This window comes from Umbribacter vaginalis (assembly GCA_001552935.1).
Lineage (GTDB): Bacteria > Actinomycetota > Coriobacteriia > Coriobacteriales > Eggerthellaceae > Berryella > Berryella vaginalis.
In genome coordinates this window covers 39911-57725 of record KQ959674.1, presented here as the reverse complement: position 1 = coordinate 57725, position 17815 = coordinate 39911, and the positions used below count along the sequence as shown (strand labels likewise).

The 17815-nt window shown below is 46.1% G+C and carries 14 protein-coding genes, 1 tRNA gene and 1 pseudogene; all 16 read right to left on the bottom strand.

The window, feature by feature from the left end:
* Positions 1-302: 302 nt before the first annotated feature.
* A complete protein-coding gene (locus HMPREF3190_RS00715) occupies positions 303-518 on the bottom strand; it encodes a DUF3923 family protein (RefSeq protein WP_066779265.1) in 216 nt (71 codons plus the stop codon).
* Positions 519-638: 120 nt separating this feature from the next.
* Positions 639-1088, bottom strand: a complete 450-nt coding sequence (locus tag HMPREF3190_RS00710; RefSeq protein WP_066779262.1) for a hypothetical protein — start codon at positions 1086-1088, stop codon at positions 639-641.
* Between the two features lies 1 nt (position 1089).
* Positions 1090-1290 (bottom strand): helix-turn-helix transcriptional regulator, encoded by a 201-nt coding sequence (locus HMPREF3190_RS00705; RefSeq protein WP_066779259.1) that lies wholly within the window; start codon positions 1288-1290, stop codon positions 1090-1092.
* Between the two features lie 339 nt (positions 1291-1629).
* Positions 1630-3600 (bottom strand): annotated as a pseudogene (gene lysS, locus HMPREF3190_RS00700) (lysine--tRNA ligase).
* Positions 3601-3803: 203 nt separating this feature from the next.
* Entirely contained in the window at positions 3804-4274 is a 471-nt protein-coding gene (gene greA, locus HMPREF3190_RS00695) for a transcription elongation factor GreA (protein ID WP_066779257.1), read from the bottom strand.
* Positions 4275-4369: 95 nt separating this feature from the next.
* The gene (tatA, locus tag HMPREF3190_RS07205; RefSeq protein ID WP_082715033.1) at positions 4370-4741 is read right to left on the bottom strand and encodes a twin-arginine translocase TatA/TatE family subunit; all 372 of its coding nucleotides are present in this window, start codon (positions 4739-4741) and stop codon (positions 4370-4372) included.
* 258 nt (positions 4742-4999) lie between these two features.
* A tRNA-Pro gene (locus HMPREF3190_RS00685) sits at positions 5000-5076 on the bottom strand.
* A 345-nt stretch (positions 5077-5421) separates the two neighbouring features.
* Entirely contained in the window at positions 5422-6432 is a 1011-nt protein-coding gene (locus HMPREF3190_RS00680) for a lysylphosphatidylglycerol synthase transmembrane domain-containing protein (protein WP_066779311.1), read from the bottom strand.
* 26 nt (positions 6433-6458) lie between these two features.
* Entirely contained in the window at positions 6459-8123 is a 1665-nt protein-coding gene (gene purH, locus HMPREF3190_RS00675; RefSeq protein ID WP_066779255.1) for a bifunctional phosphoribosylaminoimidazolecarboxamide formyltransferase/IMP cyclohydrolase, read from the bottom strand.
* A 190-nt stretch (positions 8124-8313) separates the two neighbouring features.
* Positions 8314-9294 carry an XdhC family protein gene (locus HMPREF3190_RS00670; RefSeq protein ID WP_066779252.1) on the bottom strand — a complete coding sequence of 327 codons (981 nt, stop codon included), beginning with the start codon at positions 9292-9294 and terminating at the stop codon, positions 8314-8316.
* A 150-nt stretch (positions 9295-9444) separates the two neighbouring features.
* Positions 9445-10092 (bottom strand): phosphoribosylglycinamide formyltransferase, encoded by a 648-nt coding sequence (purN, locus tag HMPREF3190_RS00665; protein WP_066779249.1) that lies wholly within the window; start codon positions 10090-10092, stop codon positions 9445-9447.
* A gap of 307 nt (positions 10093-10399) precedes the next feature.
* Positions 10400-11560: a phosphoribosylformylglycinamidine cyclo-ligase gene (gene purM, locus HMPREF3190_RS00660; RefSeq protein WP_082715031.1), complete on the bottom strand. Its 1161-nt coding sequence runs from the start codon at positions 11558-11560 to the stop codon at positions 10400-10402.
* A 47-nt stretch (positions 11561-11607) separates the two neighbouring features.
* Positions 11608-13101, bottom strand: coding sequence for an amidophosphoribosyltransferase (gene purF / locus HMPREF3190_RS00655; protein WP_066779246.1), 1494 nt, complete (start codon positions 13099-13101; stop codon positions 11608-11610).
* Between the two features lie 152 nt (positions 13102-13253).
* Positions 13254-14156 (bottom strand): class B sortase, encoded by a 903-nt coding sequence (gene srtB, locus HMPREF3190_RS00650; RefSeq protein ID WP_066779243.1) that lies wholly within the window; start codon positions 14154-14156, stop codon positions 13254-13256.
* Positions 14157-14355: 199 nt separating this feature from the next.
* Positions 14356-15744, bottom strand: a complete 1389-nt coding sequence (gene glmM, locus HMPREF3190_RS00645) for a phosphoglucosamine mutase (protein ID WP_066779240.1) — start codon at positions 15742-15744, stop codon at positions 14356-14358.
* Between the two features lie 344 nt (positions 15745-16088).
* Positions 16089-17815, bottom strand: a 1727-nt coding sequence (locus HMPREF3190_RS07200; protein ID WP_449675910.1) for a DNA-directed RNA polymerase subunit alpha C-terminal domain-containing protein, incomplete at its 5' end; no start/stop codon positions are given.

The following is a 17815-nucleotide window of genomic DNA, read 5'->3' as shown; positions in this document are numbered from 1 at the left end:
TTTCTGCGTAAACAAGTCATCGAAACGCCTGCGTTGTAGCGTAGCAGCCAAGCTATAGTGCAAGGTACAATCACGTACAACGCAAGGTAAAATCTACATTGCAATGCACAGTATAACTCAAAACCGCGGCATATTTTTCCCATAATGAATGGAGCACTATGAGCTACGTTCACGATATAATCATAAAAGTACCTCTGTATACCCTTGCATCTGTTTTCGATACCACATTCCGATGCATAGATCATCAAGGTGTGAATGTCGAGACTTCCGTCCTTACAAAGAATATGCTCGAAAATTGGTATTTAATGGTTAAAATGGCGTGTAATTAAATACGTTAACCACTCTATTGCCAATACACCAAGATAAAAAAGTGCCCATACAGCAAAGCTAATCAGCCTGACTTCTAAAGTCTGTACAGCACCGTGTCCATCTACTGTTCTTACGAGCAAGAACACACTAACGATTAAGAAGATTACCAATTGAATGATTTGAAAAGTTTTCCAGCTTTTACCTACCATATCAATCCCTCCTACCTTACATTATGGTTAGTGTACCAGTTTTTTTTAGGGAAGCAACTCCAACTGGATTTTCTTGTTCGTTTTAACTGTCTATCGTCTAATACCTTTACTATGATATTTTTAAATCTTTTTTGACCAATACACTTTTAATAACTTAGAGAATATTATTTGTGCAAATGCAACTATCATTAACGCTAAAAAGGCTTCATAACTTACATATGCTACAATTAAAGAAACAATTACAATAACCATTGAAAATATAGGTATTATATTTTCGCCTGACTTCATCTTTATTACTATCTCTCTTTCATCTGTTTCTTTGGTATACATCTTTTCCAATATATCTCTATTTCTATATGCTTTCATAAATATTGACATGTAGAATACAGATACAAGTTCAAGTCCAATAAAAAATCCTACTACATAATCTGTCATATCTTCTTTTAATGGAAAGGTATATTTTAAATAAAAATTGCCAATAACAACTGCAAGTAAGGCAAGTATACATAATAGGAGTAAAATACTAATTCTAAACCCTATTTCTTTTTTATATTTTTCTAATTTGTTCATATTAATCATCCTCTTCTATACTAAATATGTCCTCAATACTCATATCAAAAAACTTAGCAATTTTAAAAGCCAACGGCAGTGACGCTATATATTTTCCAGTTTCAATGGAAGTTATGGTCTGTCTTGTTACTCCAACTTCATTTGCCAATTCTTCTTGAGTTATTTTATGCTGTCTTCTTAATTGAGAAATGGTATTTTTCATTTTTCTCCACCAATAGCAAGCTCACTTTACATTTAAAGTATAGTTTGCTTTGCTTTTTTTGTCAAGCATACTTTGCTTTTTATAATTCCTTAAACTAAAAAGACGATAGATTTTTTGCTACCTATCGTTTATTGCTATATTCAATTCTAAAATTAATTTTTTATATTTTGATTTTTAATGCATTAGATTTTGCAGTTACTATAAAAGTGAAAAAGCTATGAGTAAACTCAATACTAATCGTACTGGTAATAAAATTATTCTAATTATCCATCTCATAAATACCTATAAAAATTAAACTGGGATTCATAACAAACCCCAGTTTAATAATGAGCGTGTTCTTTAATACAGCTTGGCACCAGCGGGAATATGATCGTCCACCATCAAAAGATGCAACTTCTCGCAACCTGCTTCTTCGTGTATCGCCGAGATAAGCATACCGCACGAATCGATACCCATCATCGTACGAGGAGGCAGATTAGTAATAGCGATGCACGTTTTACCAACAAGCTGTTCAGGTTCATAAAACGCATGGATGCCGCTTAAAATTGTTCTGTCGCAACCGGTACCGTCATCAAGGGTAAATTGCAGAAGCTTTTTCGATTTTGGTACCGCTGAACAGGCTTTTACTTTAACCGCACGAAAATCTGACTTGCTAAACGTGTCAAAGTCAACAAAATCCTTAAACAAAGGCTCGATGCTTACGTTGGAAAAATCAATGCTCGCGTCGGCTTGCTGGTGCGGCGCATTCGAAAGCGATGCGGGCTGCGCTGCAGCAGCACTGTCGCAACCGGTTGCGGCGGAGTTTTCCTGCTCCTTACTTTCCGCAGCATCAAGCGCATTCACATCGCATACCTGTGCATCATTAAGCGGTTTCATTGTTGGGAACAGCAACACGTCGCGAATAGACTCGGCATTCGTAAGCAGCATAACCAAACGATCGATTCCAATGCCAACACCGCCAGCAGGTGGCATACCATATTCAAGCGCACGAATGTAGTCGGCATCGTAGCCCATCGCTTCATCGTCACCCATGTCTTTCGCCTGAACTTGGGCAAGGAAACGCTCTGCTTGATCGATAGGGTCGTTCAGCTCGCTAAAAGCGTTTGCGTATTCATGTCCACAGATAAACAGCTCAAAACGATACGTAAGCTCGGGATTGTCTTCGCGTTTCTTTGCAAGCGGAGAAATTTCAAGCGGGTGATCACACACAAAGGTCGGTTGAACAAGCGTATCTTCAACGCGTGCTTCAAACAACTCGCTGATAATTTTGCCTTTCCCCCACGCTGGCTCAATGTCAACAACGCCATTCTTTTTCGCAATGCGCGCAAGTTCTTCACGTGACATGTCATACGAAATAGGCTCATCGATGTGCTCGTTGATAAGCTCAATCATGCTTGCATCGCGCCACGTACCGCCAAGGTCGATGTCAACACCCTGATAGTTAATAGAAAGTGTGCCACACGCCGCCATAGCAGCTGCGCGAATGAAACCTTGCGTTAAGCGTTTCATGCCCTCGAGGTCGCTAAATGCTTGGTAGGCTTCCATCGTTGTGAACTCGGGGTTATGGTATTGATCCATGCCTTCGTTTCTAAACTGGCGCCCAATTTCGAACACACGCTCAAAACCGCCCACCAACAGGCGCTTAAGCGGCAGCTAAGTTGCGATACGCAAATAAAAATCGCGGTTGAGTGCATTGTGATGCGTAATGAACGGACGCGCATTCGCGCCGCCCATAATCGAGTGCAAAAACGGCGTTTCAACTTCGTAGAATTGCTGGTCTTCCATGTAGCGGCGCACCGCAGATACAATCTTGAAGCGCTTCTCAAACGTTTCGCGCACATTGGGGTTCATAACCAGGTCAACGTAGCGCTGACGATAGCGCATTTCCTTATTTGAAAGCCCATGAAACTTTTCGGGAAGCGGACGAATTGCCTTGCTCAACAGTTCGATGTGCGTTGCAATAACGGAAAGCTGACCGCGTTTTGTGCGCGTAACAGTGCCGTTAACGCCTATCCAGTCGCCCAAGTCAAGGTCTTTTACCTGCGCATATTCTTCTTCACCTAAATCGTTAATGCGGCAAAAAATTTGAATGTCGCCTGTGGTATCACGCAACGTAAGAAATGATAATTTCCCCTGAACACGCTTCGTCATAATACGACCTGCAACGGCAACATGGTCGTTTGTTTCTTCACCATCAGCTAGCTGCTGGTAGCGAGCATGTAAGTCGCTTGCGTGAGCAGTGTAGTCAAACGCGTGGCCGTAAGGGTTCTTACCTGCAGCTATAAACGCCGCACGTTTATTTTTGCGCACTTGAATCGGATCATCTTCAACTGTTATGGGGGTATTGCCTTGTGCTTCGCTCACAATTTCTCCTTACATCCGTATAAAAAGCAACATGCTACAAGGTATGTCCCTGCAGCATGTATGTGTTGTACCGTAATCTAAACTATGTGCACTACGATTGCGCACTATAAGCGCTCACTACACTCACTGAACTCTATCAGCAGTGCTGTTTATTGCTCAATTTTCAAAATCGTTAGATCGATAGAGCGACCCGTAGGTCCACTAACATGCAACTCATCGCCTTTTTTATGACCAACTAATGCAGCACCAACAGGTGATTCGTTAGAAATTTTCTCTTCAAAGATATTCGCTTCTGCACTACCAACAACCGTGAACATACGCTGTTCGCCATTCATGGTAACCGTAACACTCGAGCCAATATTCACACGATTAGAACGCTTCGGCGTATCGACAACTGTCGCTTCAGAAAGAATGCGGTTAATTTGCGCAATACGCGCTTCAATCATACCTTGTTCGTTTTTAGCGTCATCGTACTCGGAGTTTTCAGAAATATCGCCGAATTCACGAGCGATACGAATGCGCTCACCAATTTCAGCGCGCTTTTCATTTTCAAGATAATGCAGCTCATCTTCCAGTTTTTGACGGCCTTCTGGAGTTAAAATGAGATTATCGTTGGCCATAACTTACCTTTCTAAAGCATTGAACAGCCAAAAGCTGTACCTGTTGTTACTATGAAAGAAAGGTACAGCTACGCTGCACCTTTCCTCTCTTATACTTATTTCTCTTCGCTGGCAGCTTCCCCCGCAGCGTCTTGCTGAGCAGGAGCTGGTTGTTCGGGAGCTTTCTTCACCACAACCTTTTTAACAGGTGCTTTAACGCTTGCAGGTGTAGCAACAGCAGCAGGAGCAACACTGGCAGCATCAGATGCTGGTGCAGCTGCAGCTGTTTGGGCGCTTTCTATTTCAGCAGGCTTTGTAGTATCGGCAGCTTGTGCCTCGTCTTTTGCCTCTTTCATGCCAGAGCGCAAACCCTTAACCGATTTGCCAAGCGCACTGCCAAGCTTTGGAAGATTTTTAGGTCCAAAAATAAGCAGAACAACAACCAAAATGATGATGAGTTCAGGCATGCCTAAACCAAAAAACTTCATACGTGCCTCCGATTTTCTACAATCTCATTATCACGCTCGCGTGCTATAAGGTGCAACGTTTGTCAATGCGCATCACAAAGGGAACGCCACATATTAAACGTAAGCACGCACCGCATTCATGGCAGTGATAAACGCCACAGAACACTTTACACGAGCTTTAATAGGATACCTCATATCGGAGCATTTAGTAATATAATTCATAAATTTGTGAACACGACTACAAAACACCTCCGCATAATACAATGCGAAAGATGAACATGGTCGGGTTGACAGGATTTGAACCTGCGACCTCTGCGTCCCGAACGCAGCGCTCTACCAAGCTGAGCCACAACCCGCACTACGAATACTTGCGCGCAATACGCACACGCTACCCATAAAAACGTGCTCATGATGTATGCACATACACACCATACGTGCACGGTTTGCAAAACGATGCTTACAAATAGTAGCACACTACCGCCGAAAGTAAAATATCGATATCGGCATCTATCCATAAGGTTTACGAATATACGTAAACGAAAGCGAATGTGTGCGAACGGGCACGATAGCGAACGGCCACGCGCATACTTCAGGTATGTTCCACAAGCTCTGTACGCGTGCGCGCAAAACACGTCAACGCAACCCATAACTCACCTACACCAAGCGCCACAAATGCCACTCCTGTAGCGCTGAGGTGATCGTTAACGCCGTTTAAAACTTGACGTAGTTTGAATAAGCACAGCGCCAATCAAAAATGGCATCCAAAACACAATGCCGCGATACACAAGTCCAATCGATAATCCTGCAGCTGAGCTTTCACCAAACGTGGTAAAAGCAAGCGTAACAGCCGTTTCTACAAAGCCAACACCTTGTGGCGTTATCGAAAACATTGCAAAAAGCGTAGCAACCACATACCCGCACACGAGTGCTTGCACGCCTGTTACGCCAAACGCAATACCCACTAAAATAAAACAGGTTAGTTCGCATAAACTAGCGCCTAGTGAACACGCGAAAGCTTCAAGCGTATAACGCGGATATCTCACGATAAAATCGGCAGCTTCTTCAAATGAGTCGGCTGTTTTATGAACCCACGGGCTCAGCGGTTTACGTTTTACGAGTGCAAGGATTTTCGTAATAAGCGCATCAACAACCGTAAGGATATGAATCAAAAGTGCTTTATGAATGCGCCCTAAAAAGAGAACACCAATCATGATAAGTACGACAACAATATCAACGAGCCCAAGGAAAAACCACCCCCCAGGCAAACCAACCGACACTGCTAGTGCACCAAAACCAACAAGAACAATGAGTGCAAACGCTGCATCAATAGTAATTTGCATCAAAAGCGCCGCTGATCCCGCCTTTCCAGAGCTAATGCCACGCTGACGAGCATCGTCTACCACAAGCGTTATTCCTGCTAAATTAGCAGATGGTGCAATTGTGTTCATGAAAAAAGTACCGAAAACTAAAGGCAACGTATGCTTAATCGCATAACTTTCGCCAATCGCTTTAAACGAGAAATGATACCCAAGCGATTGAAGCGCATATTTCCCCAGCTGAAGCACCAGCGCTACAACAATAGGAAGCATAGAGCCCTGTTTAATTGTTTCGGCTAATTCTACAATTTGGTCGCCACGTAAAATGACAACAGCCAATACAATAATAAGAACAATGCCTACCAACAGCGTTCTAATACTGAAAGTTTGTTTCACATGTGCTCCGATCGGCGTGTTGTGCACTAATGACGAAAATGGCGCGTTCCTGTGAGAACCATTGCTATACCGTGCTGATTGCATGCTTGTATACACTCTTCATCGCGAATTGAACCACCAGGCTGAATAATGGCCTTAATTCCCTGTTCAGCGAATAATTCTATATTGTCTGCAAAAGGAAGAAAAGCATCGGATGCCGCAACCAAATTATCAACTGGAAGAGATAAACGAGCACACGCTTCATGGGCGCGCGAACATGCCAGCTGCGCAGAGTCAACACGATTGGGCTGACCTGGGCCAAGACCTAACGCACACTTGCCGTACGCCACTAAAATGGCGTTTGACTTCACCGATTTCACAACACGCCACGCAAAAATAAGGTCGTCTAGCTGTTCGACAGTGGGCGTTTTCTTGGTAACAACCGTGAAAGTGCCTGGATGTTCGCGAACCGCATCAAGGTCTTGCACAAGCAAGCCTCCATCGATGCTACGAATTTCTTGGCCAAAAATCTTTTCGCACTGTCCTGTTTCCATAACGCGCAAGTTTTGCTTTGTCTTGAGCAATTCAAGCGCTTCAGCGCTGTATGAAGGCGCAACTATCACTTCCACAAAATGGTGATTGTTGAACATATGCTGCACCATTTCCGCTTCAACGCGCCTGTTAACTGCGATAATGCCACCGTACGCACTTTTTGGATCGCAGCTATACGCCGCATCGTAGGCATCGGTAATGTTATCGGCTTCAGCGCAGCCGCACGGATTTTGATGCTTAACAATAACCACGCACGGACGCTTAAATTCGCGAACACACGAATAGCACGCATCCATATCAAGCCAATTGTTGTAAGAAAGCGGCTTGCCATTGTGCTGCACCGCACGTACAAGAGCGTGTTTGCTTGCCTGGTCAAGGCAAAATACCGCAGCGCTCTGGTGCGGATTTTCGCCATAACGAAGGTCGCTTATTTTGTTTGCGTGCACCTCGAAGCGCGACGGATACAGCGAATACTCGTCAGCGGCATGGCTGGCAATCGAACATGCTCCCCCTTCGCACGTTTCGCTATCGGACTGTGTTTCATGGCATGCGCACTGGTCAGAAAACCATTGCGCAATATGCGTGTCGTAGCTTGACGTAAGTTCAAAGGCATCACGAGCAAGTTTTTCGCGTGTTTGCGCAGTTAATGCGCCTGAATGAACGCGCATTTCTTCAAGCAGCGCATCGTAGCTGCTTGGCTTCGTAACAACTGCTACGCGTGCAAAATTTTTAGCAGCAGAACGTATCATCGATGGCCCGCCGATGTCAATATGGTTAATGCAATCATCTGCAGAAGCGCCACTGTTTGCATACGTTTCAAACGCGTACAGATTAACAACAACCATGTCGATAAGCTCAATGTTATGTTCTTGTGCTTGCTGCATGTGGGCATCGTTGGTGTCAACAGCCAACAGCGCACCGTGAATGCGCGGATGAAGCGTTTTCACGCGCCCGTCCATAATTTCAGGAAAACCCGTAACGTCAGATACATCGCGAACAGGTATGCCCGCTTCACGCAGAGTATGTGCACTACCACCTGTGGAAATAAGCTGAACGCCAAATTCGTCAACCAACGTCCGAGCAAAGGCTACCACGTTAGTTTTGTCAGTAACAGAAATAAGAACACGTTTAATGCGACGATTTGAAGTACGTACTTGCATACACAATCCTTTTGCATCGAAGAAACGAATTTAATAACCACCCATCAAGCAGCGCCATTGCGCAATGAACCGCACAAACTATGCGTATGGTGCTGCGCGTGCTGGGTAAATGTGCATGGTTCTATAATACAACGAAATGGCTTATGAGCATGTATCATATCGCGATATACAAAGGGAACACATGCCAGTGCTAGGCGCCGTAGAGGCTTTTGTCGTGTTCAAGCTGTTCATCGTGAGAATAGCGACTTTTATAACGCATATCGATAAGCTCAGCCACGATAGATACTGCAAGCTCTTCAGCTGTTTTCGCACCAAACTTCAGTCCTATAGGACGCTTGATAGATGCCCACTGATCAGGCGTTACTCCCATGTTCGCCAACTGCTGATACACGTCTGCGTTCTTGTGCGCACAGCCCATCATGCCGATATAACACGCATGCTGCTTTAACGCCCACGCGCACGCTTCCACATCAAAGGTGTGACCGCGCGTCAGCACGGCAATATAAGCGCCATCAGGCACATGAAGTGCATCAATGTTCTTAAAGCCACCATCAAGAAGAATTTTGTTCACGCGAGGAAAACGCAGCTCGTTTAAAAATGCGGTGTCTTCATCAACAACGCTGACGCTAAATCCTACTTCAGAGGCATACCGCGCCAGCGCGCACGCAACGTCACATGCACCCAAAACAATCAGCTGCTGTTGTGTGTGCAAAGGAGTGCTCACCCACCATAATCCGCGAAATTGCTCGGGATGCATATGAGGTCCGCGTGTGATGTCTTTAATTTGAAACATATCACGCTCAGAAACAGCACGGGGAGCTAGGAATTCACGTGCATCGGTATAGAAAAAAAGCAAAAACTGCCCATCAGCGCTGCCGAGCTTGTATGATCCTTTATCGAGTGGATTATTGATACATGCAAGCGCCTTATCATAAACGAATTTTGCACCAAGCCATGCAAGCTCACCTGCGTCAATTGCCATACGAGCGCGTTTAAGTGTTGGAATGTCGTGCTCACTTAATGCAGCAGCACTGCTCTCAAGCAACGACTGCGACATGTGCGCGCGTCCTTCAAGATCGAAAAGCGCAGCTAAAGCTTGAGCTTTTTGAGCAAGCGTAGCACTTTGTTCCTGCGCAAGCAGAGCGATAAGCGTGTTGATACGATCTTTCATAGCTGTCACATCCTTTTAACGTGAAATACCATGTCAAATGCTGAAAATGCTTCGTGTCGGCGGACAGGCGGATGCACATTCGCGGGTGCGTTTCCTACGCGGACGCGCGTGCGGTTGCAGGAGCGAACACGTTCCAGCTTAGACACGTTCCTACGCAGAAACACCACTACCTGCAGCATCGCTTTTCGGATACACGCAAACTTTCTTGCCGGTAATGACCATGTCATGCGTTGCTAACAGGCGTAAGACCTGCGGATATAACACGTGCTCGACGCTGTGGATACGCGCTTCAAGTATCTCAAGCGTTTCATCTTGGCGCACGTCAAGCGCATGCTGAGCAATAATTGGCCCCTCGTCATACACTTCGTTCGCAAAATGAATTGTAACGCCTGTTACTTTTACACCAGCATCAAAAGCTTCACGAATTGCGTGCGCTCCCGGAAACGCAGGAAGCAGCGCCGGATGAATATTAAGAACACGCTGGGGAAATGCATTAAGCAACACATGCGTAAGTTTACGCATGTAGCCAGCCATCACAACATACTCAACATGATGGTGCTGCAAGGTGTTCACAATAAGCGCGTCGGCTTCAAGTGGGTTTACATAACGCTCTTTGTTCATCACAAGTGTCGGAATACCATGCTGCTGCGCACGCGTAATGCCATAAGCGTCAGGACGAGAAGCTACTACAACAGCAACGCGAACTGGTAAATCGTCGTTTTCGCAGGCGTCTAAAATAGCTTCAAGGTTAGATCCGCTGCCTGAAAGCAGCACGCCAATAGTAAGCTTTTTAGTCATGTGATGTCCTTTTTTCTCACGCTGCAAGCGTGTATGGGACACCTTTCCGTAAAGCGCAAACACAAACCGTAAACTTTATCACTGCTTCAGCTTTATCACTGCTTCAGCGCCGCAAGCAACCACAAGCTTGCAACCACGCTCCCACATGCAAGCACGATCCCGCTTACAAACATTCGCTTGCTGCCGAACACAAACCGTCAAACACAGGAGCTGCGCCACACAGCTCCTGTGCGCATTTGTGTTCTACGTCCATGTACCGCCTGGGTTCAGAGACGGTTGTATCGCAATTGGGTGGGCATACGACGTTCTACACCCACTTACCGCCTGGGTTCAGATCGTTAGTAATGTAAGGATGAATGTGCTCGGATGGATGATCGGTTTTTGGAGGCTCAGGTGCGCGTTCTTTCAGCTTTACTTCACCGCTACCAGGCACAACTTCGCCAATAAGCACGCAGGCTTCGTCCATGCTGCGCAAGCAAGCGGTAACTTCTTGATATTTATCAGCAGGAACAACCAAAACCATGCCTAAGCCCATGTTAAAGGTCTTAAATGCCTCTTCTTGCGACAAATGCGCTGCGTTGCACACATAGCTCACCACAGGAGGTACGCTCCACAAACTAGGATCGATAAGCGCATCAACGCGACTGTTCAACGCGCGATTTAAGTTTTCGGTGATGCCACCACCCGTAATATGAGCCAGCGAACGAACGCCGCCATCCACGCGCTTAAGCAAGCGCAACAGCGGATCAACATAAATTTTAGTAGGAACAATTAAAGCTTCAAGCAGACTTTTTCCTTCAAGAAGCGCGAGCGGCTTGTTCAGTTCTTCAAGCGATTTTCCCTCAATGCATACTTTGCGAACAAGCGAAAAACCATTTGAGTGCAAGCCCGATGACGGCAGCGCAATAAGCATATCACCTGGCACAACATCTTCTGGATCCAGCATGTTCTTACGATCCACAATGCCGGTACAAAAACCAGCAAGATCGTATTCGCTTGGCTTCATAACACCAGGATGCTCAGCCATTTCACCGCCAATAAGGCTACAATGCGCCTGCTTACAACCTTCAACAATGCCGCTTACGATGTCTTTAATAGCATCGGGCTCAATTTTACCAGCAGCAATATAATCAAGAAAATACAGCGGCTTGGCGCCTGTTGCCAGCACATCGTTCACGCACATAGCAACTAAGTCGATACCTACCGTTGTATGTTTGTTGCATAAACGCGCAATCTCAAGCTTGGTGCCTACCCCATCAGCACCAGATACCAACAGCGGATCGTCCATTGTTTTGGCTTCTGCAAGCGAAAACAATCCTCCAAACCCCCCAAGGTCGCCCACGACCTGCGGCGAATATGTGCTGCGAACCATGTCTTTGATGCCTTCAACAGCCTTGGCCCCTGCCCAAGTGCTTACCCCTGCATCCTCGTAGTTCACAGACTCATGACTTTCTTCCGAGTGACTCATGGTAACTCTCCTAACCCTTATTTGTAGACAACTCGTCTGTGTCTATTTTAATGCAGAGAAACCGTATCGTTGAGCTTATTTTCATTTTCAAGCTCGTCTGCGAAAGATTCTTTCGTTTTAAATGAATCACGTGCGGTAGATGGCGAAATTTCAACAGGATAATCGCCCGTAAAACACGCTTCGCAAAACTGAGGATGTTCACAGAAAGGAAGTGAGGCACGCAAACCCTCAAGCGAGATAAACGCAAGCGAATCGCAGCCGATAAATGCACGCATTTGTTCGTGTGTCATATTTGCTGCAATAAGCTGCGAGCGCGTGTCGGTGTCGATACCATAAAAGCACGGCCACATTACTTCTGGCGACACAATGCGCAAATGCACTTCGCTCGCACCGGCATCGCGCAGCATCTGAACCAGCTTTTTTGACGTGTTTCCACGCACAATACTATCGTCTATCACAATAAGGCGCTTGTTTTTCAACACGCTTGGCAAAGGGTTCAGTTTAAGGCGGATTCCCAGCTGGCGAAGCTCTTGTGTCGGCTGAATAAACGTTCTACCAACGTAGCGGTTTTTGATGATACCATCGCTATATTCAATGCCGCTTTCTTTTGCGTAGCCAAGCGCTCCAGGAATGCCTGAATCGGGAACACCGAGCACCAAATCGGCATCAACGGGAGCTTCACGTGCCAACACTTTTCCCATTTCACGGCGCGCTTCGTAGACGCTTTGCCCATCAAGAACACTATCGGGGCGCGCAAAATACACATACTCGAAAATGCACGATGCGCGCTTGTGCGATTCAACGCCCTGATAGCTAATAACACCTTCACGGTTAATACGCACAATTTCGCCTGGCTTAATATCACGCACAAAACGAGCACCTACAATGTCAAGCCCGCAGGTTTCGCTTGCAAGCACATAGCCGCGCCCACATGGCAGCTCTCCCAAGCTTAAAGGACGAATGCCGTGCGGATCACGAAAACCATACAAGGTATCGGGGCTGGTCAGCACCATGGCATAGGCGCCTTTAATTTTCTTCATGGCACGCGCAATACCTTCCCGCAGAAAATGAGTTTCTTGCGTGTATTTGCCGATGAGCTTTGCAGCTGCTTCGCTATCGGTGCCAGCCATCAGTTCAATCGAACACGAGCTAATAAAATCGCGCAATTCTTGTGTGTTTACAAGCGTTCCGTTATGTGCAAGTGCAATTTGCACGTCATCGATAGCAGAAAGATGCGGCTGAGCTGCTTCCCACGTACCGCCGCCGCTCGTTGAATAGCGCACATGACCAACAGCAACATCACCTTGTAGTGCTGCCAGTGATGCTTCATTAAATACCTGCGTCACAAGGCCTAAATTCTTCTCGATAACAACACGCTCGCCATCACCTACGGCAATACCAGCACTTTCTTGCCCACGATGTTGAAGCGCCTGCAACCCAAAACACGTCATGCGCGCAACATCACTGCCAGGTGCATACACACCAAACACCGCGCACTCTTCTTCCATATGATCGGGCAAACAAGCTTGTTGAATATCCATAGCGCCCCTCTATCCTCCCTCATAGTATAAAGGCACATCATAATACACATTTGGCACAAGTAAGCACATTAACAGGTGGAACGTACCGCTCACACTCCTGCTTCATCAGGTGGAACGAACGGCACACGCTCAGCTTCTTACGCTTTCTGAAACTAACGCTGTGTGACGGTTTTGTTCAGTTGAGCGTCCAGTTCATTGAGCGCTTTTTTATCAATGAACGACGATGACACACTACCCGATGATGTAGCAGCATTTACCGCAACCTGCTCAACGACATTACAATACAGCACGCAGCGCCCATCATGAACAATATTATTATCGCACGTAATAAGCGCAAAAAGTTTTGAAATACTACCTGCTTCAGGCATATCGGGCGTTTCAACGACATTGCGATTCATTTTATCGGTAATGTAGGCATTAAAAGCAGCACGATCAGGGAAATTAGCTTGCACTAAAGGATCGTCGGCATCTACAAACAAAAGCGAGAATGAACGCAAATGATACAGCTGTTCAGGCATGAAAATATACACATCGCGCTGCGTTTCATAATTTGCTTGCATACGCATAGCTGCAATAGCGGCAAACATAGAACCGTCGCGCATATGGTGTCCGTACAAAAAATTCACCTGATCGCTGAAATGAGGCGTATTGCGATAATCTTGAAAAATGCTGCCATGGTGCGTCAGCAGCCCTTGTGTGCGTTGTGCATCATGAGTAAGGTAGTAGTCGTTATCACTGCCTTGCACAATAGGATAATTAACTTTTGTGCCTGGAATATAAATCCATGCTTTGATGTCGGGATTTATCGCTTGCAAACGCGCCCAATCGATAGTAATCTCAGACTTTTTTTCTTCAAGTGGCGCAATTGTATCAAATGCTGATAAATCGACATTAGCATCGTGTGCAACCGATTCGTACGCTTGCTGACCTTGCCAATAACTAAACACAAGCGCGCCAAGCGATACCAGCGAACCGATAAATACGATAAGCGCCAGATAAAAAACTACATCCCAAAAACGTTTTTTCTGAGTATGCTCTTGGCGTGCGTGCTTCATACTACTCCTTTTAATTTCACAGTTCAGCGTAAAAATTGTCAGGCCGCTATCATGCGTTAGATGCAAGAAAAGCGTCTATTACAAATGGCAAACCAAACAACCGTACACAATATACTTACAACAAACAGGTGCTCACATATCGCCACATGCCAGAAACGTAAAGCAAGATCTCGCGTTGCAACTCACGTATATGAGTACACTACGAAAGCGTACGCTTTACTACATCGCCTATACGATTGGCAAGCTCTTGTGCACGGGCAACATCGCGCGCTTCAATCATAACGCGAACAAGCGGCTCAGTACCACTTGCGCGCACTAAAACGCGCCCTTCGTTAGCAAGTTGTTGTTCTACATTATGAATTACATCTTGAATTTCAGCACTCTGTGCAAGATTTTCTTTATGTGCTACAGGCACGTTCAGCAATACTTGAGGGTACTTTTGAACGACATCGATAAGCTTATCAAGCGGCATACCGCTACGAATAAATGCAGCAATGAACTGGGCAGCACTCATAAGACCATCGCCTGTTGAGTTATAATCGAACAAAATCATATGTCCCGACTGCTCAGCGCCAATATTATAGCCGTGTAACAACATTTCTTCGAGAATATGCCTGTCGCCTACTTGTGTTTGGACAACGCGAATACCAGCTGCTTTCATAGCATCTACAAAGCCTAAATTACACATGACCGTTGACACAACCGTGTTTTCTTGCAGCAAATGGCGTGTTTTAAGATCGAGCGCACAAACAGCAAGCATAATATCGCCATCAATTTCACGTCCATCAGGCGCAAGTAGAATAACGCGATCGGCATCACCATCGTGAGCAACGCCAATATCAGCTCCTGTTTCTTTCATTAAAGCGCGCAGCGGCTCTAAGTGCGTTGATCCACAATTAACATTAATGTCACAGCCATTGTAATCGGTATTGATAACGCTTACCTGCGCACCAAGTTCCTCAAACGTGCGACAGCTCGTATGCGTAGAAGCGCCATGCCCCACATCAAGAGCAATATGGAGCCCTTTAAACGAAATTCCTTGTTTTGTGATAGCGTCTATTATATGTGCGCAGTACTGATCGCAGGCATCGTCTACATGACGAGCTGTACCAACACGCGCTCCAACAGGTAATTCATAGCTATTTTGAGGAGTATGTGGCGACAGCGTATCGAGAAAAGGATGTTCAATACCGCCACGTGCACAGGTATAGACATAATCTTCGATGCGATGTTCGTTAAAATCGGTAAGTTTATAGCCTTGCGCATCAAAAAACTTAATCCCGTTATACTCAGGCGGATTATGCGAAGCTGACACCACAATACCGCCTGCACACTGAAGTGTGCGCGTAAGATATGCCACAGCTGGCGTTGGAATAACACCCGCAAGAAGTGCAGTTCCACCTGCGCTCATAACACCTGCAGCAACGGATGCTTCAAGCATATCGCCCGACTTACGCGTATCTTTACCAATAACAATAGTATCGCCTAACAGCGCTCCAGCTGCCTGTCCCAATTTAAAAGCAATGTCACACGTAAGATCGCGATTAGCAACACCACGAACGCCATCAGTACCAAATAATCCAGACACGATATATACTCCTCAACTCATAAACGGGTATGTAGAACCATGTAGCGCAGAACTATTCACTCAACATCCATCATGTAAACACAGCGCACAACCCAAAACCACTCGGTGCACACAATCAAAGTACGTTCAAAAAGCAAAACCAGCTTAACTTACGCAAGCTAAGCTGGAATATCTCCTGTTAAAAACAGTTCCTTATCATATGCTGTATGGTATACATACTCATACAAGCGGGCTGTGAAACCCTCGCATGCATACAAAGCACACCTCTGTCGTGAGGTTCTCGTTTGCTGCATGCCACCCATTCAAGCCCGCTCATACCTACTCCTTTTACGCTTTACCAGCGTTTATGCATCATCTCCAGTGTCGCCGCGATGCTCCCAAGAATTGGAATCGCTATCGCTTGAATCGTCCATATCATCATCGGCGCTCGTGGCATCGTCATCGTCAAGACCTTGTGCCTGGCGTGCATTCGATGCTGCTTCTTTTTGAGCTGTTGTGACGTTAAAGCCGTAGGAGTCCATCGAACCTAACAATGCGTCAAGCTCTTGTAAATTGCGCTGATATGAGCGCGGCGGCAGTGCTTCGCCTAACATATCTTCACCCTCAGTTGAGAATGTTGCAGGATGATCGCCTCCAATAAGGATGTCGTCATCAGGCGAAAATACCATGTCAAGCAGTTGCGACATATCGCTACTTGAAGCTGCAATATCTTCTTCAATAACATGAAGTAAGTCGTGCGCTTCAAGACCAGCTTTCAGCTCTTCAATAGCTTTCGAGCCAATGCCCTCAATACGCAGCAAGTCGTCTTCCGAGTGGCCAATTAAATCGGCTACCGTTTCAATACCCGCTTCGCTAAACTTGTTCGCCCAGCGCTGCGATACACCTAAATCATCATAAATGTACAAGCGCGCTTCTTCAGGATCAAGCTGAACACCGCGATGTCCGCTATAGTACTTGTTATTGATGTGCAGATAGCCATCGTTATCAAGCGACCAATCTTCAGGCTGTGGCAACAGTGCTTCAATATCGCGCAAAGTTTCAGGTGCATAGTCGGGCAACGTGTCATTTGAGCTTTTCTCGATAGGAACACCATGATACGTAAGCTTCGTATTGCGATAACGTTTAAGACCTGTACCTGCAGGAATGTGCTTACCAATGATAACGTTTTCCTTTAAGCCGCACAGTTCATCAACTTTGCCTTCAATAGCTGCATCGGTAAGAACTTTGGTAGTTTCTTGGAACGATGCTGCAGACATCCACGACTCAGTAGCAAGGGAGGCTTTCGTAATACCCAACAGCAAAGGCTGACCTACTGGAGGCTGCTTACCTTCAGCAATAAGATCGTTTGCAGCATCTTGGAACTCGTAGCGGTTCACTTGCTTGCCAGGCAAGTAGTGAGAATCGCCCTGGTCAAGTACGGTGAGCTTGCGCAGCATCTGACGTGCAATAACTTCGATGTGCTTATCGTTAATATCAACACCTTGCGATACATATACGCCTTGAACTTGGTTTACGATGTAGCGCAGCGTGGTATTAGGATCGGTTAAGCGCAACAAATCGTGCGGGTTAATAGAACCGCGCGTAAGCTGCTGGCCTACTTTCACTTCGCACCCATCAACGATGCCGGGCTGCATTTGTGCGCGCGCCGAAACCGTGTACTCGCGAATATTGCCTTTTTGGTCGTGAACCGTAAGGATTTTTTGGTTCTTGTCGCCAGAAATTTGCAAAGTACCAGCAATTTCTGCAAGCACAGCCATACCTTTTGGCTTGCGTGCTTCAAACAACTCTTGAACACGAGGCAAACCGTGCGTAATGTCGTCACCAGCAACGCCGCCCGTATGGAACGTACGCATCGTCAACTGAGTACCAGGCTCACCAATCGATTGAGCAGCAATAATACCAACTGCGGTACCGATATTCACAGGACGCGCGGTTGCAAGGTCCCAACCGTAGCACTTCTGGCACACGCCCTCGTGAGCGTGGCACGTCATAACGGTACGAATGCGAACGTGCGTGATACCGCGTGCCGCTAAACGCTCAAGCGATTTCTCGGAATCAAGATACTCACCTG

Coding starts and splice junctions, on each gene's coding strand:
- HMPREF3190_RS00715 (WP_066779265.1), bottom strand. CDS start 518: ATGGTAGGTAAAAGCTGGAAAACTTTTCAAATCATTCAATTGGTAATC.
- HMPREF3190_RS00710 (WP_066779262.1), bottom strand. CDS start 1,088: ATGAACAAATTAGAAAAATATAAAAAAGAAATAGGGTTTAGAATTAGT.
- HMPREF3190_RS00705 (WP_066779259.1), bottom strand. CDS start 1,290: ATGAAAAATACCATTTCTCAATTAAGAAGACAGCATAAAATAACTCAA.
- greA (WP_066779257.1), bottom strand. CDS start 4,274: ATGGCCAACGATAATCTCATTTTAACTCCAGAAGGCCGTCAAAAACTG.
- tatA (WP_082715033.1), bottom strand. CDS start 4,741: ATGAAGTTTTTTGGTTTAGGCATGCCTGAACTCATCATCATTTTGGTT.
- purH (WP_066779255.1), bottom strand. CDS start 8,123: ATGCAAGTACGTACTTCAAATCGTCGCATTAAACGTGTTCTTATTTCT.
- HMPREF3190_RS00670 (WP_066779252.1), bottom strand. CDS start 9,294: ATGAAAGATCGTATCAACACGCTTATCGCTCTGCTTGCGCAGGAACAA.
- purN (WP_066779249.1), bottom strand. CDS start 10,092: ATGACTAAAAAGCTTACTATTGGCGTGCTGCTTTCAGGCAGCGGATCT.
- purM (WP_082715031.1), bottom strand. CDS start 11,560: ATGAGTCACTCGGAAGAAAGTCATGAGTCTGTGAACTACGAGGATGCA.
- purF (WP_066779246.1), bottom strand. CDS start 13,101: ATGGATATTCAACAAGCTTGTTTGCCCGATCATATGGAAGAAGAGTGC.
- srtB (WP_066779243.1), bottom strand. CDS start 14,156: ATGAAGCACGCACGCCAAGAGCATACTCAGAAAAAACGTTTTTGGGAT.